Annotated in this window: 15 protein-coding genes; 12 read left to right on the top strand and 3 right to left on the bottom strand. The window is 63.0% G+C overall.

From position 1 onward, the window contains the following. Positions 1-3: 3 nt before the first annotated feature. Positions 4-2628, bottom strand: a complete 2625-nt coding sequence (gene plsB / locus NH396_RS14310) for a glycerol-3-phosphate 1-O-acyltransferase PlsB (protein ID WP_253064577.1) — start codon at positions 2626-2628, stop codon at positions 4-6. A gap of 318 nt (positions 2629-2946) precedes the next feature. Between plsB and NH396_RS14305 the strand changes: the two genes are divergently transcribed. After that, the gene (locus NH396_RS14305; RefSeq protein WP_253064576.1) at positions 2947-4068 is read left to right on the top strand and encodes a phosphatidylserine/phosphatidylglycerophosphate/cardiolipin synthase family protein; all 1122 of its coding nucleotides are present in this window, start codon (positions 2947-2949) and stop codon (positions 4066-4068) included. Between the two features lie 144 nt (positions 4069-4212). On the opposite strand, the gene NH396_RS14300 is transcribed toward NH396_RS14305, so the two are convergent. Then, on the bottom strand, positions 4213-4941 hold the full coding sequence (locus tag NH396_RS14300; RefSeq protein ID WP_253064575.1) for a YecA family protein: 729 nt from the start codon (positions 4939-4941) through the stop codon (positions 4213-4215). Between the two features lie 181 nt (positions 4942-5122). Here NH396_RS14300 and NH396_RS14295 point away from each other — a divergent pair, with 181 nt between their 5' ends. The 4 genes from NH396_RS14295 (at position 5123) to NH396_RS14280 (ending at position 10093) form a co-directional block, all read left to right on the top strand. Continuing rightward, positions 5123-5779: a SprT-like domain-containing protein gene (locus NH396_RS14295; RefSeq protein ID WP_253064574.1), complete on the top strand. Its 657-nt coding sequence runs from the start codon at positions 5123-5125 to the stop codon at positions 5777-5779. Positions 5780-6055: 276 nt separating this feature from the next. Continuing rightward, entirely contained in the window at positions 6056-8002 is a 1947-nt protein-coding gene (acs, locus tag NH396_RS14290) for an acetate--CoA ligase (RefSeq protein ID WP_253064573.1), read from the top strand. Positions 8003-8188: 186 nt separating this feature from the next. Further along, positions 8189-9202 carry a DMT family transporter gene (locus NH396_RS14285; RefSeq protein WP_253064572.1) on the top strand — a complete coding sequence of 338 codons (1014 nt, stop codon included), beginning with the start codon at positions 8189-8191 and terminating at the stop codon, positions 9200-9202. A 228-nt stretch (positions 9203-9430) separates the two neighbouring features. Then, a complete protein-coding gene (locus NH396_RS14280; RefSeq protein WP_176677926.1) occupies positions 9431-10093 on the top strand; it encodes a response regulator transcription factor in 663 nt (220 codons plus the stop codon). Between the two features lie 133 nt (positions 10094-10226). On the opposite strand, the gene NH396_RS14275 is transcribed toward NH396_RS14280, so the two are convergent. Next, the gene (locus NH396_RS14275) at positions 10227-14225 is read right to left on the bottom strand and encodes a NahK/ErcS family hybrid sensor histidine kinase/response regulator (RefSeq protein ID WP_176677925.1); all 3999 of its coding nucleotides are present in this window, start codon (positions 14223-14225) and stop codon (positions 10227-10229) included. 553 nt (positions 14226-14778) lie between these two features. Between NH396_RS14275 and NH396_RS14270 the strand changes: the two genes are divergently transcribed. From NH396_RS14270 to aceK, 7 genes are all read left to right on the top strand, one after another. After that, entirely contained in the window at positions 14779-15036 is a 258-nt protein-coding gene (locus NH396_RS14270; protein ID WP_043333789.1) for a DUF4212 domain-containing protein, read from the top strand. Between the two features lie 90 nt (positions 15037-15126). Continuing rightward, positions 15127-16929: a VC_2705 family sodium/solute symporter gene (locus NH396_RS14265; protein WP_176677924.1), complete on the top strand. Its 1803-nt coding sequence runs from the start codon at positions 15127-15129 to the stop codon at positions 16927-16929. Between the two features lie 152 nt (positions 16930-17081). Next, complete coding sequence (locus NH396_RS14260) at positions 17082-19052, top strand: DUF294 nucleotidyltransferase-like domain-containing protein (RefSeq protein ID WP_253064570.1); 1971 nt, start codon at positions 17082-17084, stop codon at positions 19050-19052. Between the two features lie 28 nt (positions 19053-19080). Continuing rightward, positions 19081-19725: a 3'-5' exonuclease gene (locus NH396_RS14255; protein WP_253064568.1), complete on the top strand. Its 645-nt coding sequence runs from the start codon at positions 19081-19083 to the stop codon at positions 19723-19725. Positions 19726-20155: 430 nt separating this feature from the next. Further along, complete coding sequence (locus tag NH396_RS14250) at positions 20156-20377, top strand: hypothetical protein (RefSeq protein ID WP_043333792.1); 222 nt, start codon at positions 20156-20158, stop codon at positions 20375-20377. Positions 20378-20638: 261 nt separating this feature from the next. Further along, positions 20639-21604 (top strand): tRNA 2-thiocytidine(32) synthetase TtcA, encoded by a 966-nt coding sequence (gene ttcA, locus NH396_RS14245; protein ID WP_253064567.1) that lies wholly within the window; start codon positions 20639-20641, stop codon positions 21602-21604. Positions 21605-21822: 218 nt separating this feature from the next. Further along, a complete protein-coding gene (gene aceK / locus NH396_RS14240) occupies positions 21823-23601 on the top strand; it encodes a bifunctional isocitrate dehydrogenase kinase/phosphatase (RefSeq protein WP_253064566.1) in 1779 nt (592 codons plus the stop codon). The last annotated feature ends 10 nt before the right edge of the window (positions 23602-23611 follow it).

Below are 23611 nucleotides of genomic sequence, written 5' to 3'. Positions count from 1 at the left end.
ATCTCATTCGCGCTGAGAAGAGGCGTTGGACGACTTGTGGCCTGCTGGCACGGCTCCGTCAGCGGCCTCATGGTCGTCGAGGGCTGGAGTCTGCTCCTCGGCCATGCCTTCAGACGGGGCGCCGCTCTCTTGCTCGCTCTCGGCCTCGTTCTCGCTGTCGCGCAGGCGTACATGCTGCAGGCGGTGGCGCAGGGCGGGGTCGAACAGATCGCGGCCATGTACCTGCAGGTCTTCCAGCGCTTCGCCGAAGCATAGCTGGCCGCTCTCCAGCCAGATGAAATCCAGTTCCAGCAGGGTATCAAGCAGGCCGCTGAACAGACGCTTGTCGAAGAACTCCGGTGCATTGAGGCCCGACAGCAGGGTCAGGCGTTCGGCCAGGGCGCCGGAATGGCTCTCGAGGGACTCGCGGTCCAGCGTGCCGCTGCCGTGCTGCAACAGGGCGGCGATCAACAGATAGCCGCGTTCCAGCGTCGGTTGTACCGGCTGAGCCAGCAGATGTAGCTGCTCGGAAGGCTTTTGGCTGGCCATCGGACGTGACCAGCGCTCCGGAGTGTCGCCAGTCGCCGCTTGATGCTCCAGCAGGCCTTCCTCGCTCATCAGAGCCAGCGTGGCGGCGATATCTGCTTTCAGCTCAGGGGCCTCGGGGACGAACAGCTCGCGCACCAGCAACGGCCAGGCGGGACTGATCTGATCTTCCAGTGCCTCGAGGGTGTACTGGGCCGTATTGCGGAAGGCGAAGGCGATCAGCGCGGGCAGCGCCAGCAGGTGCAGCACGTTGTTGCGATACCAGGTCAGCAGACTGGCCTGCTCCGGAGTGGCGATCACCAGCTCGCCAAGGCTCTGCGGACGCAGGGTGATGAGCCCCAGATGCGCGCAGTGAGCGACCCACTCGTCTGGCGTGCCCTCGGGCAGGCTGTGGTCATGACGGCCCGGCAGCTTGTCGGCGATACGCACCAGCATCGCCAGCTGGCGTTGCAGCAGGCTGGCCTCGATGGCGTGGTGGGCGGTGGACAGCAGCACCAGCGCCGTCAGCGAGACCGGATTGAGCGCGGCGGCGGCATTGATGCGCGTGGCGATTTCATGCCCGAGTTGCGGCACCGCCCGGGTCAGCCATTCTGGGCGGCGCTGATGGCGGCTGGCCTTCCAGTCCGGCGCGGTCTCATCCAGCCATTCGCCCAGCTTGAGCGGCTCGCCGATGTTCAGGTAGACCTTGCCGAAGGGCTGCTTGAGCTGGCCGAGCACGCGGATGAGGTCCAGCGGTGATTCCTTCTTCTTGCTGGCTCCCGACAGTTCGCGCTGATAGCTCAGGCTCTCGAAGACCTTCTCGTAGCCGATGTAGACCGGCACGAAGGCCACTTCGCGGCGCGTATCACGCAGGAAGGAGCGCAGGGTCATCGCCAGCATGCCCGGGCGCGGGGGCAGCATGCGGCCGGTGCGTGAACGCCCCCCCTCGATGAAGTACTCCAGCGGGTGGCCACGGGTGATCAACTGGTGCACGTACTCGTCGAAGACGGTGGCGTACAGGCGATTGCCGCGGAAGCTTCTGCGCAGGAAGAAGGCGCCGCCACGGCGCAGGATCGGGCCGATGATCGGCATGTCGAGGTTCTTGCCTGCAGCGACGTGGGGCGTCATCAGGCCCTCGTGGAACAGCACGTAGGACAGCAGCAGGTAGTCGATATGGCTGCGATGACAGGGCACGTAGATCAGCTCGCAGTCGCCGGCAATGGCCTTGACCTGCGACATGCCACGTACCTCGACACCGTCGTAGAGCTTGTGCCACAGCCGCTTGAGGGCATGCGCCAGAAAGCGCTGCACCGGATAGCCCATGTTGGAGGCGATCTCGCGACCGTACTGCAGGGCGCGCTTTTCCAAGCGTGCCGGCGCTTGATTCTGCTCGCGCGCCAGCTCACTGATCACGTCCTGCACGGCGGGTGCCTTCTGCAGGTTGCGAATCATGGTGTGGCGGTGGGAGAGGTCTGGCCCCAGCAGGCGGGTTCGCATGCGACGGAAGTGCACGCGCAACAGGCGCGAGATGCGGCGATGCGCCAGCGCCGTGTCCTGCGGGCCTTCCCTGAGCGCTTCGTGCAGCCTGAGCGGCTGGCCGAAATGCACATCCACCGAGCGCCCATGGGCCAGAATCGCGATGGCGCGGCGCAGCACGCCCGTCACCCGCCAGCTATCGGCGGAGATGAACTTCCAGAAGCCGAATTCCTTGCCCGGTGCACGCCCCCAGAACACGCTGACCGGCACCAGCTGCACCTCGACGTCGGCCGGGGCGTCTTCCAGCGCGGCGATCAACTTGGCCAAGCGACGTGACAGCAGGCTCCTGTCGCTGCGCGAGCGCCGCAACAGGCGGAGACGAGAGTGGCTCAGGCGCAGGTCGCCTATGCTCAGGGACAGGGTCGGAGAGGGCAGGCCACGTGCCTCGCACAGCTGCTCGACCACCAGCTCGTCGGACAATGCCTGGTACGGGAAGACGTAGACCACCGGCAGCGCCGGGTCGAGGTTCAAGGCGCTGTGGTCCAACGCATTGATGTCGGGCTCCACCGCGCGCAGTTCCACCCACTTGTCCAGCAGACGGCGACTGACATTGCGCAACGGGCGCAGGGCTAAGGTGACTGGCGACATGGTGAGGCTCTCGCAGGTGTGGACAAGGACGGACTACCGGAAACGACAATCTGTCGGCGTTCACGAATAAAGCATCGGGACGATGAATGAGGGTTGATTACGACGTTTTCATGGTCTGGCTGGTAGTGCTCAGCGCGAGCATGATATTGAACATTATACGCATTCTGCCCGCAGACGCCGTGGCAGGGTGCTTGGTGACTGAGTACGTAGCGACTGAGTGCGCAGTGACGAAGCGCACAGTGGCAGCATCTGGTGGTGCACCGTCATGGGCATCGCCATCGGTATCGTGCCGTGCAGGGAAATGACGGGAGGCAAGGCATGCTGGGAATGTGGCGATCAGGCAATCGATTCACCTTGCTGCCGGAAGGTGCGCGGTTTCTGCCCAGCATGCTGGAGGCGGTGGAAACCGCACGCCATTCCATCCTGTTGGAGCTGTATCTGGCCGAGAGCGGCCACCTCAGTCGCGTACTGATCGATGCGCTGTGTGGCGCGCGCCGCCGCGGCGTGACGGTGCTGGTGCTGCTGGATGGCTTTGGCTCGCTGGGCCTCGAGGAGGCTGACCGCCAGCGCATGATCGAGGCCGATATACAGCTGCGGATCTACAACCCGCTTGCCTGGTGGCGGCTGGGGCGCAACCTGACGCGTGACCATCGCAAGCTGCTGGTGGTCGACGGGGAGGTGGGCTTCACTGGCGGCTTCGGGGCGGTGGATGTCTTCGCCGAGGCCTGGTCGGAAGTCGCGATACGCATCGAGGGGCCGTGCATCAGTGACTGGGTGCGCCTGTTCGCACGCGTGTGGGACTCCGCGGCCAGTCGTGGCCATGGCAGCCGGCTGGCGGTACGCAGCATCAATGTGTGGGCGTGCCGGGTCGAGGGCTATCTGGGTATGCGTGGGCGGGTAGTCTGGGGGCATGGTTTCCGCTATCAGGCCATCCGTCATTCCCTGCAGCATCAGGCCAGCAGCTCACGCAAGCGGCTGTGGGTCTGCACGCCATACTTCGTGCCGACCTTCAGCATGCGGCGGCGTCTCAAGCGCGCGGCGCGCCGAGGTGTCGATGTCCGTTTGCTGATCGCCGGTCAGCATCATGATCACCCGGGCGTGCGCTCGGCGGGGCAGCGCTTCTACGCCGGGCTGCTCAAGGCGGGCGTGCGTATCCATGAATTCCAGCCACGCTTTCTGCACGCCAAGTTCTCGCTGGCGGATGACTGGGTGACGCTGGGATCGTGCAACTTCGATCATTGGAGCCTGCAGTGGAATCTGGAGGCCAATCAGGAGGTGCAGGACCATCGCTTCGCCGCCGACGTCGCCACGCTGTTCGAGCATCATTTCGCCCACAGCGTCGAGATCACCCAGGCCGCCTGGCAGCGTCGGCCATTGATGCAGCGCTGTCGCGAGTGGGGGTATGGCACCCTGGATAGCCTGGTGACGCGGCTACGCTAAGCGGCTCGCAGCTCTCAGACATTGCTTCAACTGGCATTGCCTGAACAGACGCGGCTGCGTGGAACCAAAACGCCGGACGACCCATGAGGTCGCCCGGCGTTGTCATTTTCAAGGCTGCATGGCGCACAGTGCGCCATGGCGAGCTCAGCGCTTCTTGCCGCCGCCCTTGCCACCGCTCTTGTTGCCACCCTTGCCACTGCCCTTGTTGCCGGCATGCTTGCTGCGCGGAATGCCGGCTGCACCCGGCGCGGCGGACCCCTTGCGACGCGGCGACGGCTTGGGGCTTTCCGGCGGGACACGGTAGAGCAGGTAGAGATCCAGCAGCAGTTCCGGCAGCTGGTTGACGAAGCGCTGGGCACCGATCGGGTCGGCGATCAGCTCACCGATCTCCGGGTCTTCATCCTCGAAGACGCCGGAGATGGCCATGAACGGCAGCAGCAGTTCGGCGGCAGTCTCTTCCTGGGTGCCGAACCAGGCCTCCTCGTCCATGAACACGCCTTCCATGAAGCCGGCACACCAGTCGCCGATCGGTGTCTCGACGGGGTCGGCACCGCCCAGCTCCAGCTCGAACAGCAGTTCCGGCAGCACGCCGTGCTCGAGGGCATCGATGGCGTTGGCACGCATCTGCTCGAACAGGGAGACGACTTCCGCTTCCTGCTGCGGGCTTTCGTAGCTTGGCTGCCCCTGGAAGAGTTCCGGCAGCCACAGGCTGGAGGGCACTTCGCGCGGCGCGATGGCCAGTGCCAGCATGAAGCCATGCGCACTGATGATATCGAGAGCTTCCGGGCCGACGATGTCGGACTCGAGGAATTCGTCGAGGATGTCGAGGGATTCATCATCCAGCAGCGGCTGGGTCTGGACAGGCTCGGCCATGGGGGAGTCTCGCGTGCGATAAGGGGAGAAGTCGAACAGTGCCGCCTGGCTACCTGGGTGAACCAAGAGGAACCGGGCAGGCGTGAATGGCGCTAGTGTATCATTTCACGCCTCGAGGAGTGGTACGCTCGCTCGTCATCAGCTCATCCGTTCCTTCGCTCTGCTGTCTGGTCATCGTGTCATGTCATCATCCACTCGTCGTGTCGTCAGTCGCCACCGCTTTGCGCCCGATCATCCCCTGGCCTGCCTGGGGGAGACCCCCGCGACGCCGTTGCCGCTGGCCGATGCCGCCGCGCTCGAGACGCTGACGGCGCCTGCCCTGCACGCGACGCTGGAGGCGCAGGTGCTGGCATGTCTGGCACGCGCGCGTGCCCTGTTCCCAGAGCTGCGGATGCCGTCAGTCTCCTGCCGCCTCAAGGGGCGCACGGCGGGCACGGCGGATTCGGCGCGCCAGCGGCTGCGCTTCAATTGGCAACTGCTCAGCGAGAATTGCCATCTCTTTCTCAGCCAGACCGTCCCCCACGAGGTCGCGCACTGGGTGGTGATGGAGGTGGTTGAGCGCGCCGGCAAGACGCGTGTCAAACCCCATGGCCCCGAGTGGCAGCAGGTGATGACCAACCTCTACGGCATCCCGCCGGAGGTGACGCATCGCATGGATGTCTCGACTGCCAGTCCGACGCCCTGGGCCTATGGCTGTGGCTGCGATACCGCGCACTATTTCAGCTCGCGACGCCATGCCAATGCCCAGCGCGGCCACCGCTATCGCTGTCGGCGCTGTGGCCAGGAATTGAACGGGCCCTTGAATGACCCGGCGTGCAATGCGTCGACTACGCGTTGAGGCGCATTTCGCTCGCTGGCGCGTCATTGCAAAGTGCGAGTCGCGCCAGAGGGTGTCTTTTCAGGCGGTTTCTGTCCTCCGAACGTCGCTGTGACCTTGGTGTAATTTGTTGATAAACAGTTGAAATAATTAGTAAAAATTTATCTACCAAGGTCTAGTGTGTGGCCCCCCCATGCTTGGGTTTAAGCTGAAATGGACTTGCCTCGGCTCGCCTGCGCTTCACGCATGCCGCGTGGGACAGCGAGTCGCCAGCCAATCCGTCAGAGGTCACGCCACATGAGCGAACATGCCAAGGTCCATCCGGTCACTCCCGATGCCGCCGCCCACGCCTGGGCAGACCGCGAGCGCTATCAGGCCATGTATCAGCAGTCCGTCGAGGCACCGGAGACATTCTGGGCCGAGCAGGCCCAGTCACTGGACTGGTTCGATGCGCCCTCGGTGATCCGCAATACCAACTTCGGTCCCGGTGACGTCGATGTGCGCTGGTTCGAGGATGGCAAGCTCAACGTGGCGCACAACTGCCTCGATCGCCACCTCGCCGAGCGTGGCGATCAGGTTGCCATCATCTGGGAGGGAGACGACCCTAACGAGTCCCAGTCGATCACCTATCGCGAGCTGCACGCGCGTGTCAGCCAGTTTGCCAATGGCCTCAAGGAGTTGGGCGTCGAGCGGGGCGATGTGGTCACGCTGTACATGCCGATGATTCCCGAAGCCGCGATGGCGATGCTGGCCTGTACACGTATTGGTGCCGTGCACTCGGTGGTATTCGGTGGCTTCTCGCCGGACGCGCTGGCGGGGCGTATCGTCGATTCCAGCTCGCGCATCGTGATCACCGCCGATGAGTCACTGCGGGGTGGCAAGCGCGTACCGCTCAAGGAAAACGTCGACGAGGCGCTGGAGCGTGATGGCACCGACTGTGTCGACCACGTGCTGGTGGTGCGGCGTACCGGCGGTGAGGTGAACTGGGGCAGCCGCGATGCCTGGTTCCATGAGCTGGTGGACCGTCAGTCCAGTGACTGTCCGGCCGAGGCGATGGGCGCCGAAGACCCGCTGTTCATCCTCTACACCTCCGGTTCCACCGGCACACCCAAGGGCCTGAAGCACACCACGGGCGGTTATCTGCTCTATGCCGCGATGACCCATCGCTACGTGTTCGATTACCACGATGGCGATATCTATTGGTGCACGGCGGATGTCGGCTGGGTGACGGGCCACAGCTACATCGTCTACGGACCGCTGGCCAATGGCGCGACCACGCTGATGTTCGAGGGTGTGCCCAGCTATCCGACCCACGGGCGCATCGGCGAGATCGTCGACAAGCACCAGGTCAACATTCTCTATACCGCCCCGACCGCCGTGCGTGCGCTGATGGCACACGGTGACAGCGTGATGGACTCAAGCTCGCGCAAGAGCCTGCGGCTGCTCGGCTCGGTGGGCGAGCCGATCAACCCCGAGGCTTGGGAGTGGTTCCACCGCGTGATCGGCAATGGCAATTGCCCGCTGGTGGACACCTGGTGGCAGACCGAGACCGGCGGCATCATGATCGCGCCGCTGCCGGGCGCGACCGACCTCAAGCCGGGCTCCGCCACGCTGCCGTTCTTCGGTGTGCAGCCGGCGCTGGTCGACAACGAGGGCAACATTCTCGAGGGTGCGACCGAAGGCAATCTGGTGATTCTCGACAGCTGGCCGGGGCAGGCACGTTCGATCTGGGGCAATCACGAACGCTACGTGCAGACCTACTTCTCCACCTATGCGGGCATGTACTTCACCGGTGATGGCTGTCGTCGTGACGAGGATGGCTACTACTGGATCACCGGACGCGTCGATGATGTGCTCAACGTCTCTGGCCACCGCATGGGCACCGCCGAGATCGAGTCCTCGCTGGTCGCGCATGAGGCGGTCGCCGAGGCCGCCGTGGTCGGCTATCCCCATGACATCAAGGGTCAGGGCATCTACATCTACGTGACGCTCAATGATGGCATTGAAGCCAGTGATGAGCTCAAGAAGACGCTGACCCAGTGGGTGCGCAAGGACATCGGCCCGATCGCCTCGCCGGATGTCATCCAGTGGGCGCCGGGGCTGCCCAAGACGCGTTCCGGCAAGATCATGCGCCGTATCCTGAGGAAGATCGCCGCCAACGAGACCGACGGCCTCGGCGATACCTCGACACTGGCAGACCCGTCAGTGGTGGATGACCTGATCGAGCAGCGCGCCAACCGCTGAACGCGGCGAGTGACGGTCGTCGCGGCCTGACAAGACACGCAGCGACAGCAAAGCGCGGGAGCCTGGCTCCCGCGCTTTTTTGTGTCTATCTGTGGGCATCTGTCTGTTCGTATTCCTGGCCCACGCTTTTGCGCTGTGCGAGACGTGAAAGGTTGGCCATCGAGGAGGCGCTGGCTTGATAATGACATGGAAGCTCATTTACCCAATCAATTCATGATCAAGGCCGCCCCCATGTCAGCAGGCAAGTCGGATGCATCCTGCCCCGCCTCTCAGCCAGCCAGTTCTCCCGCCAGTTCTCCCGCCGCCGCGTCGTCCAATGAGGGCGAGAATCGTCCTCGCGCCGTCATCCTGATGTGCTTGTCGGCGATCTCGTTCGCGCTGATGGGAGCGATGGTCAAGCTGAGCGGCGACCTGCCGCTGTTCGAGAAGGTCTTCGTGCGCAACCTGGTCAGTCTCGGCGTGGCGGTGGTGATGGTGCGCATGGCGGGCGCGCGTCTGCTGGGCCACTGGCACCACCAGCCGATGCTGATGGCGCGGTCACTGATCGGACTCGGCGGCGTGATGAGCTTCTTCTACGCCATCGATCATCTTCTGCTGGCAGATGCGACTATTCTGAATAAGCTATCGCCGTTCTTCGTCAGCCTGTTCGCCGGCCTCTTCCTGGCCGAGCGCCTTGGTGGCTGGCGGCTGGCCGGCATGCTGGTCGCCTTCTCTGGCGCAGCGCTGGTCATCAAGCCGCAACTGGCATTTGCCGCGGGCGGGGTGGAGGCATTGTTGCCCGCCATGGTCGGGCTGGGTTCGGCAATGCTGGCGGGGGCGGCCTATACGCTCATCCGTGCGATGAGAGGGCGCGAGGCCTCGGCGACCATCGTGCTGCATTTCTCGCTGGTCTCCAGTGTGGTGACATTGGTGCCGATGTTGATGAATCCGGTGATGCCGAGCGGCCCTCAGGCGCTGGCCTTGCTGGGCATCGGCGTCTTTGCGGCCGGCGGTCAGATTCTGATGACCACGGCTTATCGTCTCGCACCGGCGGGGGAAGTATCGATCTATTCCTATCTGACCATCGTGTTTTCGGCACTGGCGGGCTGGGCCATCTGGGGCGAGGTGCCGGATATCGCCAGTCTGATCGGCTTCGTGCTGATTGCCGGTGTCGCATTGATCGGCTGGCATGCCAGTCGCGTTGCGGGTAGGGTTGTCTGACTCACCATCCCCAGGATGCTGTCAGAATCAGCGCACGGATTGTTCGCTCGCCGGGCATCAATCCGTGCGATACTCGTGTTCCCCGAGCGAAACATCAGTACATCTTCCGATGGTGGGCTGCTTTGTTAAACGTGCGTTTTATGGGGTAACATGCCAGAAAATAACGGCGATTGTTGACCGGCCAGGAAGGTCGGTGATGATCACCATCGGGGTTTTGGAGGAGACTCAATGGCCTTTGCCCAGAAGTTCATCGTTGCAGACGATCACCCGCTCTTTCGTGCCGCACTGACCCAGGCGCTTAGACAAGTCGCCTCTCAGGCAGAGATCGTCGAGGCTGACAGCATGGAAGCGACCAACGAAGTCGTTGCCCGCCATCCCGATGCCGACCTGATCCTGTTGGACCTGCACATGCCGGGAGCCCACGGCTTCTCCGGTCTGATCCAGTTGCGTGGCCAGACACCGGACATCCCGGTGGCGGTCGTGTCCGGTAGCGAGGAGCCCTACGTGGTGCGCCGCGCCATCGATTATGGCGCCTCCGGCTTCATTCCCAAGTCCGCCAGCCTCGACGTCATCGCCGAAGCCATCGGCGAGATCCTCGAAGGTGAGGTCTGGCTGCCGGCAGATATCGCCGAGGCCATGGGCGAGTCTTCCGAGGATGAATCGCGCTTCGCCGAGGCGATCGCGTCACTGACGCCGCAGCAGTTCCGCGTGCTCAACATGCTGACGGAAGGTCTGCTCAACAAGCAGATCGCCTATGAGCTGAATGTGTCCGAGGCCACCATCAAGGCCCACGTGACCGCCATTCTGCGCAAGCTGGGCGTGCATTCGCGCACCCAGGCCGTCATCGCGGCCCAGCGTCTGGAAGTCGAGCCGCCGAAAGTCCGCTCCTGATCCCGCGTCAGCGCTTGAGCTGTGGCTCTCCTCGAGAGTCGCATCTTCACGCCACAAAAAGCCCGCCCTGTCGCTGACAGGGCGGGCTTTTTGCTTCTACCAGGTCTAAAGATCGACAGGCCAGCCCGACTGATCAGGGGGCTGGGTCATCCGTCGCGGCGTCGGAGGCATCACTCGCGCCACTGGTGTGCTTCTCGGCGCGATTGGCCTGCAGGGTGCGCGTCAGCAGCGCACGCAGCGCGGCGGGTCGCACCGGCTTGAGCAGCAGGTGATAGCCCGCACGGCGCACTTCCTCGGCGACTTCATCGGTGCGGTCGGCGGTGATCACGATGCCCGGCACCGAGCCCGCCAGACGCTCATCCAGCGCATCCAGTGCCATCAGGCCAGTCACCTCGTTGTCGAGGTGGTAGTCGGCGAGGATGGCATCCGGATCACCATCCAGGTTGCGGATCACCGACTTGGCGCCGCCGATCGAGGTCGCCGTGAACACCTCGCAGCCCCAGCCGGACAGCATCGCCTTCATGCCTTCGAGAATCAGGCTCTCGTTGTCGATGCACAGGACGCGAGTACCGGTCAGCTTGTTGCCGGCGCGCTTGCGAGCCGGCACGGCATCCGGCAGCTCGGCCGCCGGCAGCTCCTTGCTGATTGGCACGCTGACGGCGAAGACGGTGCCGATGCCGACCCAGCTGCGCACCGTGATCGGGTGGTCGAGCACCCGGCTCATGCGTTCGGCGATCGACAGCCCCAGGCCGAGGCCCTTCTCGCTCTCCTTGTGACGCTCGGTCTGATCGAGACGCCGGAATTCCTGGAAGATCTCGGTCAGCTTCGACTCGGGAATGCCGGGGCCGGTGTCCCAGACCTCGATGCGAATGCGATCGCCCAGACGGCGGCAGCCCAGCAGCACATGGCCCTGACGGGTATAGCGCACCGCGTTGGAGAGGAAGTTCTGCACGATGCGTCTGAGCATCTGGCCATCGGAATCCACTGCCAGCTGGGTCATCACCACCTTCAGGTCAAGTCCGCGATCTTCCGCCATCACCTCGAACTCGGCCTTGAGCGGCTTGAGGATGTCGGAGAGGCGGAACACGCTGCGCCGCGGTGCCAGGGCGCCTGCGTCCAGCTTGGAAATGTCGAGCAGGGTGCTGAGCAGCTCCTCGGCGGCCTGCAATGAGTTGTCGATGTGATTGGTGGTGGTCTTCATCTCGCCTTCGACCTGCTGGGCGAGGGCGGAGGTGAACAGACGCGCCGCATTCAGTGGCTGCAGCAGGTCGTGGCTGGCCGCGGCCAGAAAGCGTGTCTTGGAGGCATTGGCATCCTCGGCCAGCTGCTTAGCCTGACGCAGTGCCTGCTCGGCCTCGGCGCGCACGCGGTTCTCGGTGCGCAGGGCCTCGTTGACCTGTGACAGCTCCTGGGTACGCACGCGCACGCGCTCTTCCAGGTTCTCGTTGGTCTCCTTGAGGGCGATCTCCGCCAGACGTCGCTCGGTGATGTCCTGATAGAGCGCGAAGAAGCCGAGGATGTTGCCCTTGGTACTGAAGTGCGGCGTATAGGTGACCAGCATGTAACGCACGCCGCCTTCCGAGGCTTCCAGCGAGATCTCGAAGGAGACGCGCTCACCGGACAGCGCGCGCGTCATCCACGGTGCACGCTGGCGATAGATGTCTTCCGGCATCGCCTCTTCGGCGGGCTCGCCGATCACGGCGGTACGGTCGATGCCCATCACCGCTTCATAGGCACGGTTGGTGAAGAGGTAGCGGCACTCCTTGTCGAAGTAGGCGATCAGCGCCGGCACGTTGTCGGTGTAGATGCGGATGTTGTTTTCCGAGCGGATCAGCGCCTCTTCGGTGCGCTTCTGCTGGGTGATGTCCTGATAGGTGTAGACGAAGCCGCCACCGGGCATCGGATTGCCCTGGATCTCCATCACGCTGTCATCCTGGCGATAGCGCACGTAGCGGTGCGGCTCGCCGTTGCGGATGGCATCCAGTAGCTGGTCGACGTGCTCTTCGGGGTCGCCCGGTCCGTATTCGCCGTTGTGGGCGTTGTAGCGGAAGATGCGATCGATGGGCGCGCCGACCCGGATCAGGTTGTCGGGGAAGCGGAACATGTCCAGGTAACGCTGATTCCACACCACCAGGCGCATGTGCTGGTCGACCACGCTGATGCCCTGGTGGATGTTCTCGATGGTTGCCTGCAGCAGGGCGCGGTTGAATTCGAGCACCTGCGAGGCTTCATCGACGATGGAGATGACATCCGAGATGCCGATGCCGCGACCCTGCAGCGCCGAGTTGACGACGATGCGTGCCGAGGAGGCCCCGAGCACCGAGGCCAGGAAGCGTTCGGTGAACTGGATCAGGTCGATGGAGGCGCGTGCATGCAGCTCCAGCGGCTGGCCACTGCGGCGCGCGTAGTCCTCGAAGGCGCGCTCGACCTGCTCGTGGCTCAGGAAGCGCTCACACAGGACGCGCAGGTCCGAGACGGAGGTGGAACCGGTCCAGGGGCGCGAGACGCTGGTCTGACGGGTCTCGACGCTGTCGACGAACAGTGAGGCCTGGATGCGCTCGACCACGCGCTGCGGCGTCATCTGCGAGACGAAGATGTAGCAGAACAGGTTCAGGCCGAGTGACAGCATCACGCCGTGGGTCAACGGGTCGTTGAAGCGGAAGCCGAACAGGCCATGCGGCGACAGCCAGTCGATGCCCAACGGGCCTTGATTGACGATCTCGGCCGGCATTAGACCCGCCTGTGCCAGTGCCGGGATGAGCAGGGTCCAGGCCCAGACCGCGAAGCCGACATTAAGGCCGACGATGACACCAAGACGGTTGCCACGCTTCCAGTAGAGGCCGCCCATCAGCGAGGGCGCGAACTGGGCGACGGCGGCAAACGACAGCAGGCCGATGGCCGAGAGGGTGCTGTATTCGGCGATCAGCAGATAGAAGCCGTAGGCCAGCGCCAGGATCATCACGATGGTCAGGCGGCGCGCCAGCAACACGATATGGCTGTAGTCGCGTGCTTCGGTATCGAACCAGCGCAGGCGGAACAATAGCGGAATCACGATCTCGTTGGAGATCATGATCGAGACCGCGACGGCGGCGACGATCACCATGCCGGTGGCGGCGGAGAAGCCGCCGATGAAGGTCAGCAGGGTCAGCCAGGTCTGGTCCGCCGCCATTGGCAGTGCCAGCACGAAGCTGTCCGGTGACACCGAACCATCGGGGAACATGGTCAGGCCGGCGGCGGCGATCGGCAGCACGAAGAAGGAGATGGCGACCAGGTAGATCGGGAACATCCAGCGCGCACGGCGGGCGTCATCGTGGTGGGTGTTCTCGACCACCGCGACGTGGAACTGACGCGGCAGGCAGAAGATCGCCAGCATCGCCAGCAGCGTCTGGGCCCAGAAGCCGGTGCCGAAGGTCTGAGTCTCCAGCTGCTGTTGCAGCTCCAGATAGGTGTCGGCCTTGGTGAACAGATCGCCCAGGCCATTGAACATGCCCCAGGTGACATAGACGCCCAGGGTCAGGAAGGCGACCAGCTTGACCAGCGATTCGAAGGCGATCGCCTGCAACAGGCCGACATGGTGCTCGGTGGCGTCGGTGTGGCGGGTGCCGAACAGGATGGCGAACAGCGCCATGATCGCCGCGACATAGAAGGCGGTATCGCCCAGCCAGGCGGTTCGCGTGACGTCGCTGGTGTCGGTGAGTACCTGATAGGCGCTCGAGACGGCCTTCAACTGCAGGGCGATGTAGGGCAGGGTGCCGACCAGGGCCACCAGCGAGGCGAACACCGCCAGCGACTGTGTCTTGCCGTAGCGCGAGGCGATGAAGTCGGCGATCGAGGTGATGTTCTGGCGCTTGGCGACCCGAATCATCTTGAGCAGGATCGGCCAGAACAGCAGACAGGCCAGAATCGGCCCGATGAAGATGCTCAGATAACTCCAGCCGCTGGTCGCGGCCTGTCCGACGCTGCCGTAGAAGGTCCAGCTGGTGCAGTAGACCGCAAGCCCCAGACTGTAGACCGCTGGGCGCCGATTCGGCGACCCGTGTTTCTTGGCGTTGCGATCACCCCGCCATGCAATCGTGAACAGCACCGCGATATATGCGAGTGCCACTGCGATCAGCCACCAACCCTGGAACATGTCGCTCTCCTCTCTGGAAGCGCCATTCTACGCAGCCCCGCCACGAGTCCCAAGCACTGTGCATGACAGACTCGGCGTCTTGAGAGTCGTGAGGGAGATGCTCCGTCATCCATTGATACGCAGAGGCCTCGATGATCGGCGTCAAGAAGCCGTAATTGGCGTCTGCACAACGGGCTTATTTTTCGGTATCGGCCAATGTCATGCGCGCAACGCGCGGAAGATTTCGTCGTTCATCCTTCGCCCATTTGGCCAATAGACCAAGGGATTGCATCTTTAGGATATGAATCAACTTGTTGATTTGAAATGAATTGCATCGTTCTCAACCTTGCTCCATCAGGGGTGGCTGACATTCTCGACTAAAGTCAGCCTGCAACGTTGCAGGGCCTTGTCTACTGTCAGATTCGAGTCGCCAAGTTTCCTGTCATGGCTTGAAAAGCGCAGGAAATACCCATCAACCGCTGAGGAAGGATCATCCACTGATGGGTGGCCATCGATCTCTGGATCACCAATCACTCCACTTCGCCAATCACAATAACAATGCGAGAACACCATCATGAAGGAAGCGAATGCCAAGGCGTATTGGTCCGCCAATATCAAACTGATCATGGGCTATCTCGTGGTCTGGTTCGTGGTGTCCTATGGATGCGGGATATTGCTGGTGGACGTGCTGAACAACATCCAGTTCTTCGGTTTCAAACTGGGCTTCTGGTTTGCGCAACAGGGGGCGATCTACTTCTTCCTCGCGCTGATCATTCTGTATGCCCGTTCGATGAACAAGCTCGATGAGCGCTTCGATGTTCACGAGCAATGAGTCAGTGACACGCCGGGCATAGGCCGCTCGTCGTGACGCGCCGTTGTGTGAATAAGAACAATATGATCGACATCGCCAAGGACACTGCCAATGGATGTTCAACTGCTGACCTATCTCTTCGTGGGCGCATCATTTGCGCTCTATATCGGGATCGCGGTGTGGTCGCGAGCCGGTTCCACCAAGGAATTCTATGTCGCCGGGGGTGGCGTTCACCCCATCGCCAACGGGGCAGCGACCGCCGCTGACTGGATGTCGGCGGCCTCGTTCATCTCGATGGCGGGCATCATCGCCTATGTCGGCTATGACGCCTCCGTCTACCTGATGGGCTGGACCGGCGGCTACGTGTTGCTGGCCATGCTGCTGGCGCCGTATCTGCGCAAGTTCGGCAAGTTCACGGTGCCGGACTTCGTCGGTGACCGTTACTACTCCAGTGTCGCACGCACCGTGGCGGTGATCTGCGTCATCTTCATTTCCTTCACCTATGTCGCCGGCCAGATGCGCGGTACCGGTATCGTCTTCGCGCGTTTCCTCGAGGTGGACGTGAATGTCGGTGTCGTCATCGGCATGGCAATCGTCTTCTTCTATGCCGTTCTGGGGGGCATGAAGGGCATCACCTACACCCAGGTGGCGCAGTACTGCGTGTTGATCTTCGCTTTCCTGGTACCGGCCGTCTTCCTGTCGATCATGATGACGGGCCATGTGCTGCCGCAGACCGGCTTCGGCGGCACCCTGGTGGACGCACAAGGCAACGATACTGGTGTCTATCTGTTGCACAAGCTTGATCAGGTGGTGACCGATCTCGGCTTCCGTGAGTACACCGAGGGTTCCAAATCCACTATCGATGTCTTCTTCATCACCGCCGCGCTGATGTGCGGTACCGCTGGCCTGCCCCACGTCATCGTGCGCTTCTTCACGGTGCCGACGGTCAAGGATGCGCGTATCTCCGCCGGTTGGGCGCTGTTCTTCATCGCCTTGCTCTACACCACTGCGCCGGCCGTGGGCGCCTTCGCGCGAGTGAACCTGGTCGAGACCGTCAATGACACCGCCTATGAGGAGCTGCCGGGCTGGTTCTACAACTGGGAGAACACAGGGTTGATCGGCTGGGTCGACAAGAATGGCGACGGCATCATCCAGATGCGTGGCGGTGATCCCTTCGCGGGCAAGCCGAGCTATGAAGGCAGCGCTGACAGCCAGGCAGCACGCGGTGAGCACGGTCAGCGTCTGGTGAGCAACACGCCCACCGACAACGAGAGCGAGGTCTACATCGACCGCGACATCATCGTGCTGGCCAACCCGGAGATCGGCAACCTGCCAGCATGGGTCATCGCACTGGTAGCGGCGGGTGGGGTGGCGGCAGCACTCTCGACGGCGGCCGGTCTGTTGCTGGTCATCTCGTCGGCCATCTCGCATGACCTGCTCAAGAAGACCTTCAAGCCTGATATCAGCGAGAAGCAGGAGCTGATCGCGGCACGTCTGGCGGCGGCAGTGGCCATCGTGATCGCCGGTTACTTCGGCATCAATCCGCCAGGCTTCGTGGCGCAGGTAGTGGCCTTTGCCTTCGGGCTTGCGGCATCGAGCTTCTTCCCGGTCATCCTGCTGGGGATCTTCTCCAAGCGCATGAACAAGGAAGGTGCTATCGCGGGCATGTTGGTCGGCCTGGTGTTCACCTTCAGTTACATCGTCTACTTCAAGTTCATCTCGCCGGAACTCAACAGTGCCGAGAACTGGTTGCTGGGTGTGTCGCCGGAGGGGATCGGCTCACTGGGCATGGTGCTCAACTTCGTCGTCGCAGTCATCGTCTGCAAGATGACCCCGCCGCCGCCCGAGCACATCCAGCATATCGTCGAGGACATTCGTGTTCCGCGCGGGGCCGGGACAGCAGTGGATCACTGATTCAGGCAGCAGGGCCTGTTCGCGCAGCACGCAGCATCGGCGCGAACAGGCCCCCGTTTCCCGAAGCCCCGTCTTGCAATTGCAGGCGGGGCCTCGTGGTTTGAGGGCTCGTGCATCGATCAGCGATGCACGCGCAGAGGGGAGTCGCTGTCATGCAAGCGTCACTGGTGGATATCGCGTTCGAGGAGCCGCCGTTCAGTCTGCTGGATGAGCGACTTCGGCAACGACTGGCCGAAGGGGTGGATCTTCACTATTTCGAGGCACTGGCACAGCCGCTGGTGCCGGGGGCCGTCGGTGAGGCGGTCTACATCATTCACAAGGGCGAGGTGGCGGAACTGGCCGCTGATTCGGCACTGCCGGACGCCGCCACGCTCGACAAGGCGCAGCGCGAGGGGCTGGATGCCTGGGGCAGTCTGCGCATCGGTCATTACACCGCGGGAGACCTGTTCGGGGCGCTGACGCTGCTCAATGGCCATTGCCGTACCCGTTTCGTCTGCGAGCAGGAGACGCTGTGCTACCAGCTACCCGCTCAGCTGTTCTTCTCGCTGTGCCATGAGTGTCCTGCCTTCGGTGAGTACTTCCAGCACAGCCTGAGTGACAAGGCGCGGCTGCTGGCGGCGCAGCGTGATACCCGTCAGGGCGCGAGTCGCGACCAGGCGGGCTTCATGCTGGCGCGGGTGATGGACTGCATGCGTCCGCCGCTCAAGCTGGCGGCCAGCGCCAGTATCGAGCAGGGCGTCAAGGCCATGCAGACGGCGGGGGCGGACAGCCTGATCATCTCTGTCGAAGGGCGTCAGGGCGTGGTGACACGCACAGACCTGCTCAATGCGCTGGTGATTCAGGGCTTGGCTCCCAACCATCCGCTCGCCTCGCTGGGCAGCTTTGCGCTGGTGGCGGTCACGGCGGAGGAGTATCTGTTCCAGGCGCTGGTGCAGATGACTCGCCATCGGGTCGCGCGAGTCGTGGTCAAGGAGCGCCTGACGCCTGACGCGGCGGTCGTCGGGGTCATCGAGCTGACCGACGTGCTGGGGTTCTTCTCCAATCGCAGTCAGCTGGTGAGTCTCGAGATCGAGCGCGCCTCTGACATGGCGGCGCTTGAGCAGGCCAGTGCGCGTCTGCCGGAAATGGTCAGGGCGCTGGCGATGCAGGGAGTCCACATACGCCATGCGATGGGGCTGTTGAGTGCGCTCAACGGGCGCCTGATCGAGCGCACCTTCGCCATGCTGGTGGCGGAGGAACACCGAGCCTCCAGTTGCCTGATGCTGATGGGTAGCGAAGGTCGCGGCGAACAGATCCTCAAGACCGATCAGGACAATGGGCTGATCATCGCCGATGGCCACCAGTGGCCCGAAAACGAGGACATCCTGCAGCGCTTCAGTGACGCCCTGGCAGGTCTCGGCTATCCACCATGCCCGGGCAACATCATGGTCTCCAATCCGGAGTGGGTCGCTACCGAGTCGCGCTGGCGCGGCAAGATCGCACGCTGGTGCGCCGGGCGCGATGGCGAGGCGCTGATGAATCTGGCCATCGTCTTCGATGCGCGCGCCAGCGGCGGCAATGAAGCGCTGGTCGACAGCTTGCGCGGCCATCTGGTGCGCCACGCCAGGCGCAATGAACTGCTGCTGTCGCACTTCGCGCGCCCGGCGCTGCATTTCTCGACCCCGCTGACGCTGTTCGGCTCTTTGCGCTCGCCGCGCCACGGCATCGATATCAAGAAGGGCGGCATCTTCCCCATCGTGCATGGCGTTCGCACCATGGCGCTGGAACGTGGAGTGATGGCCACCGGTACCTTCGCGCGGCTTGAGGCGCTGGTCAGTGATGGGCGTATCGAGGCCAGCGACAGCGCCGACCTTGCCGAGGCACTGTCGCTGTTTGCCGAGTTGCGTCTGCGCCAGCAGCTGCGCCATCTGGAAGAGGCCGAACACGGCGCTGCCGTCGGCAGGGCTGGCGACTCGCGAAGGGATGGCCAGGACACGACCTCGGCGGCGCGGGAGGCGGGGAGTCGCAACCTGATCATCACCCAGTCGTTGTCCTCGTTGGAGCGTGATCTATTGCGCGATGCCCTGAGTCGGGTCAAGGACTTCAAGCAGCGCCTGTCACATCGTTATCACCTGGAATACTGAACCGGCCTCAAGGCCGAGGGGAGGTGGCATGTTCGAACAACTGAGACGCGCCAGTGATCGTCGTCGTCATGCCCAGGGCGAGTTCGCCGAGCTCTTTCGTCCCTGGCATGCCTCCGAGCGGGGCGGGGAGCGTGTGGCGCTGGACTGCGAGACCACCAGTCTCGATGTCGGTCACGCCGAGCTGGTCTCGCTGGCAGCGGTGCGTTTCGATGCGCGCCATATTCATACCTCCAGCGCCTTGTCGCTCTACCTGCAATGCCCGCAAGGGCTGCAGGGCGACTCGATCCGTATCCATCTTCTGCGCGGTATCGATCTGCATGGTGGAGAAGCGCTGGGGGATGCACTGCGGCAGCTGCTGGAGTTCATCGGCAATCGCCCGCTGGTGGGCTGGTGCATCGACTTCGATGTCGCGGTGATCAACCGTCACCTGCGGCCACGCTTCGGCTTTGATCTGCCCAACCAGCGTCATGATCTGGCGCGTGATTACGCTAGGCGCTGCAAGCATGAGCAGCCGGATGCCGCCCCGGACCTGCGTTTCGAGGCGATGGCTGACGCCCTGGGCGTACCGGTGATCGGTCGCCACAGTGCGTTGGGGGACGCCGTGACCAGTGCGCTGATGGCGCAACGCCTGATGCAGGCACCGCTGTCGCCCTCGCTGGCCAGTCAGGCCTGAGTCAGTCGACATCATCCTCAAGGCTATTATGCCAAGGTCTGTTGCCGGAATGTCCAATGGCCCGGCGCACTGCCTTTGTCCACACTGGCAGCCATACGACACGCCCGCTGCGGCGATATGTCGACACGAATTGCACGCCAGTGCACTACCGGCCAGCAGGACGGCCAAGCCATGCAGGATGCAAGACCGAGCAGCTTTGATAACCATAATGAAGCGGCGACAGCGAGCAAAGGCCATGTGTGACAAGGACCTGCTGTCAGCCAGCCTCTGTCAGGCCTGAGGACGGCATCATTCTCTTCAGGATCGTCATCACTGCGCCAGGTGATGACTGTCGGGCCCCGGGCATCTGCTCGGGGCCCGGCTTCAGATAAGGCATCCGCCCACGATTGCCTTCCTTGTGACTCAGGGGTACTTGCCCACGAGGTGCGACATGCTGATCGCGACCAACACGCTGTTGATTCTTGGCCTGGCCATCGTGCTGTTTGCCTACGGCCTCTATATTCGCCGGACACAGGACATGCGCGGTGTGCTGATGTTCTGGTCACGCAAGCTTGCGCTCACTGCGCTTGAATTCAGACTGCAACGCTTCGGTATCCTCGTGATGCTGGGCGGGGTGGTGATCCGCTATCTGGAAGTGCTACGCCTGTTCTAGCCTGCGCCCGCTCTAGCTTGCGCCTGTTCTAACTTGCGCCTGTTCTAGCTTGCGCGGCCTTCCTGCAAGCGCCGCTGTTCCCCACGGTGCATGCCACACGCCAACGCCCGCTGATTGCGGGCGTTGGCGTATCTTGCGTCGGCGCCACGCCACCTTCCCCGACAGGTGGCAGGCCCCCCCGCCTGAAGCACGCTGCCTCTGTGACCGTCTACTGGCCAATGCTAGACTGTGCGCCCTTCCAAACTGTCAGCCTGATGCCCCATGTTCACACCCGATAGCGAGCTTTCGTCCAGCCCCACTGATGCGGCCACTGCCAAGCGCGAATTGAACAAGTTGCAGAAGCGCCTGCGGCGCAATGTCGGTACCGCCATCACCGATTACGGCATGATCCGTGATGGCGACAAGGTGATGGTGTGTCTGTCCGGGGGCAAGGATTCCTACACCATGCTGGATATCCTGATGAACCTGCAGCGCAATGCGCCGGTGCAGTTCACGCTGGTGGCAGTGAATCTTGATCAGAAACAGCCCGGCTTCCCGGAGCATGTGCTGCCGGCATGGCTCGAGTCGGTGGGCGTCGAGTATCACATCCTTGAGCGCGACACCTATTCCATCGTCAAGGAGAAGGTGCCGGAGGGCAAGACGACCTGCGGGCTGTGCTCGCGTCTGCGTCGCGGCTCGCTGTATGGCTTCGCCACCGAGATCGGTGCGACCAAGATCGCCCTCGGTCACCACCGCGACGACATCCTCGAGACGCTGTTCCTGAACATGTTCTTCGGTGGCAAGCTCAAGACGATGCCGCCCAAGCTGCTTTCCGATGACCAGCGTCATATCGTGATTCGTCCGCTGGCCTACTGCCGTGAGTCCGATATCGAGGCCTATTCCAACGCCCGCGAGTTTCCGATCATTCCCTGCAACCTGTGCGGCTCGCAGGAGAATCTGCAGCGTCAGGTGGTTAAGGAGATGCTGCAGGACTGGGAGAAGAAGCATCCGGGGCGTCTGGAAACCATGTTCCATGCCGTCACCTCGGTGGCGCCATCACATCTGGCAGACCGCGACCTGTTCGATTTCGCCGGCCTGGATGAGCACCGTGACCGCTTCCAGGCATCGCGTATCGATGCGCTGGACATGAGTTCCGAGCAGGCCGGCATGGCCGATGATCTGTTCGAGGCCGAGCGCCGCGTCAAGCCGCTGGCCGACTCGGCGGCCTCGCTGGGGCATGAGCTGTAAGCCACACTCGACTGGCCATCGTCAGACATCATGAACGCCACCTCGCTTGCGGGGTGGCGTTCTGCATTTCAGGCGTTCACTTTCCCTCTCGGCGTTGAGGGCTGGCACACCTGGCGTGAGTCAGGGTTGAAGGCCCGCGACCATTGTCGTCTCGCTTGCTGGCGCGACAGTCCGCATGCTTTGGTCATGTCAGGTGACTGAAGGGCAGGGAGGCGGCGATGGGCAATGATGTGGATAGTGACGAGCGCGGCAATGGCCAGCAGGGCCAGCGACTGGCGGCGACCGTGTTGCATGGCTTCGATGAATATCGATCACGCTTCAAGCAGATCTCCAGTGATGCGCGGCGACGCTTCATCGAGGCCGACTGGCGTGAAGCCCAGCAGGCCTCCGCCGCGCGCATCAACCTCTACGATGAGAAGGTCGCCGCCACCATGGAGCGGCTGGAGCGTGCCTTCGAGCCTGACCGCCTGTGCGAGTGCACCCTGTGGGGCGAGGCCAAGCGGCAGTATATGGCGCTGATCGATCAACGCCTCGACTACAAGCTGGCCGAGACCTTCTACAACTCCATCTTCTGCAGCGTGTTTTCCCATCGTCACATCCGCGACGACTGGATGTTCGTCTCGCCATCCCGCCAGAGGCCGGCACGCCATTCCGGCTTGAGCATCAGTCATCGTGTGCCGGTCGAGGGTGACTGGGCCGGGGCACTCGACTCCGTGCTCAACGAGGCACCGCTGGGGATCGCCTTCGAGCATCAGGGGCGCGATGTGACGCTGGGTGCCGAGATGTTGCTCGCGACGCTGCCTGAGGCGGTGCGCGATGCGCCGGACGCTGCCTTCGAGATGCTGCGCAGCGTCTTCTATCGCAACAAGGGCGCCTATCTGGTCGGGCGCATCGAGGGAGGTGGCCAGACCCTGCCATTGGTGTTGCCGGTGCTGCATACCGAACGCGATGGCGTCTATCTGGACACCGTGATCATCGAGCCGGAGGAGGTCTCGATCATCTTCTCCTTCACGCGGGCCTACTTCCAGGTCGAGATCGAAGTGCCCAGCGAGGTGGTCGGGTTCCTGCAGACCCTGATGCCCGAGAAGCCCATCGGCGAGCTGTACGCCGCCATCGGCTTCTACAAGCATGGCAAGACCGAACTGTTCCGCGGCCTCAACCAGCATGTGGCGAGTCGCTCCGATCGGTTCATCATCGCGCCCGGCGTGCGCGGCATGGTGATGGCGGTCTTCGTGCTGCCCAGTTACCGGCTGGTGTTCAAGCTGATCAAGGACCGCTTCGCCCCCGGCAAGGACATGAGTCGTGATCAGGTGCGCGAGAAATACCGTCTGGTCAAACGCCATGATCGCGTCGGGCGACTGGCAGACACGCAGGAATTCTCGAACTTCACCGTCGGCAAGGACCACTTCGACCCGGCCTGTCTCGAAGAGCTGCTGGAGGTGTGCAGTTCCTCGATCAGCCTGCGCGGCAACAAGGTGCTGATCCGTCACTGCTATACCGAGCGCATGATGACGCCGCTCAACCTGTATCTCGAGGAGTGTGACGCCGAGGAAACCCGCGCGGTGCTCAATGATTATGGCAACGCGATCAAGCAGCTGGCTGCCGCTGATATCTTCCCCGGCGACATGTTGCTCAAGAACTTCGGCGTCACGCGCCACGGGCGGGTGGTCTTCTATGACTACGACGAGATCAGCTACCTGACCGAGTGCAACTTCCGTGAGATTCCCGAGGCACGTTACCCCGAGCAGGAACTGGCCAGCGAGCCCTGGTATTCGGTGGGGCCCAACGACATCTTCCCCGAGGAGTTCGGCCCCTTCCTGTTTGCCGACCTCCAGCTGCGCAAGCTGTTCTACGAGCTGCATCCCGAGATCTTCCAGGCCAGCTGGTGGCGTGGCCTGCAGGACGCCATCGCGCAAGGGCGCGTGATCGATGTCTATCCCTATCGCAACAAGCGTCGCTTCGGTGTCGATCGCAGTCAGGACTTCATCGATGACTGAGTGTGATCGC

It is taken from the genome of Cobetia sp. Dlab-2-AX (assembly GCF_024124625.1).
GTDB lineage: Bacteria > Pseudomonadota > Gammaproteobacteria > Pseudomonadales > Halomonadaceae > Cobetia.
Note: the sequence above shows the minus strand (reverse complement) of the source record. Positions and strands in the feature narration are given on the sequence as shown.

What these genes read in the sequence shown, in the direction of transcription:
- NH396_RS14285 (WP_253064572.1), top strand. Translation starts at nt 8,189, where the DNA reads ATGGAAGCTCATTTACCCAATCAATTCATGATCAAGGCCGCCCCCATG.
- plsB (WP_253064577.1), bottom strand. Translation starts at nt 2,628, where the DNA reads ATGTCGCCAGTCACCTTAGCCCTGCGCCCGTTGCGCAATGTCAGTCGC.
- NH396_RS14265 (WP_176677924.1), top strand. Translation starts at nt 15,127, where the DNA reads ATGGATGTTCAACTGCTGACCTATCTCTTCGTGGGCGCATCATTTGCG.
- NH396_RS14300 (WP_253064575.1), bottom strand. Translation starts at nt 4,941, where the DNA reads ATGGCCGAGCCTGTCCAGACCCAGCCGCTGCTGGATGATGAATCCCTC.
- acs (WP_253064573.1), top strand. Translation starts at nt 6,056, where the DNA reads ATGAGCGAACATGCCAAGGTCCATCCGGTCACTCCCGATGCCGCCGCC.
- NH396_RS14250 (WP_043333792.1), top strand. Translation starts at nt 20,156, where the DNA reads ATGCTGATCGCGACCAACACGCTGTTGATTCTTGGCCTGGCCATCGTG.
- ttcA (WP_253064567.1), top strand. Translation starts at nt 20,639, where the DNA reads ATGTTCACACCCGATAGCGAGCTTTCGTCCAGCCCCACTGATGCGGCC.
- NH396_RS14295 (WP_253064574.1), top strand. Translation starts at nt 5,123, where the DNA reads ATGTCATCATCCACTCGTCGTGTCGTCAGTCGCCACCGCTTTGCGCCC.
- NH396_RS14305 (WP_253064576.1), top strand. Translation starts at nt 2,947, where the DNA reads ATGCTGGGAATGTGGCGATCAGGCAATCGATTCACCTTGCTGCCGGAA.
- NH396_RS14280 (WP_176677926.1), top strand. Translation starts at nt 9,431, where the DNA reads ATGGCCTTTGCCCAGAAGTTCATCGTTGCAGACGATCACCCGCTCTTT.
- aceK (WP_253064566.1), top strand. Translation starts at nt 21,823, where the DNA reads ATGGGCAATGATGTGGATAGTGACGAGCGCGGCAATGGCCAGCAGGGC.
- NH396_RS14275 (WP_176677925.1), bottom strand. Translation starts at nt 14,225, where the DNA reads ATGTTCCAGGGTTGGTGGCTGATCGCAGTGGCACTCGCATATATCGCG.
- NH396_RS14255 (WP_253064568.1), top strand. Translation starts at nt 19,081, where the DNA reads ATGTTCGAACAACTGAGACGCGCCAGTGATCGTCGTCGTCATGCCCAG.
- NH396_RS14270 (WP_043333789.1), top strand. Translation starts at nt 14,779, where the DNA reads ATGAAGGAAGCGAATGCCAAGGCGTATTGGTCCGCCAATATCAAACTG.
- NH396_RS14260 (WP_253064570.1), top strand. Translation starts at nt 17,082, where the DNA reads ATGCAAGCGTCACTGGTGGATATCGCGTTCGAGGAGCCGCCGTTCAGT.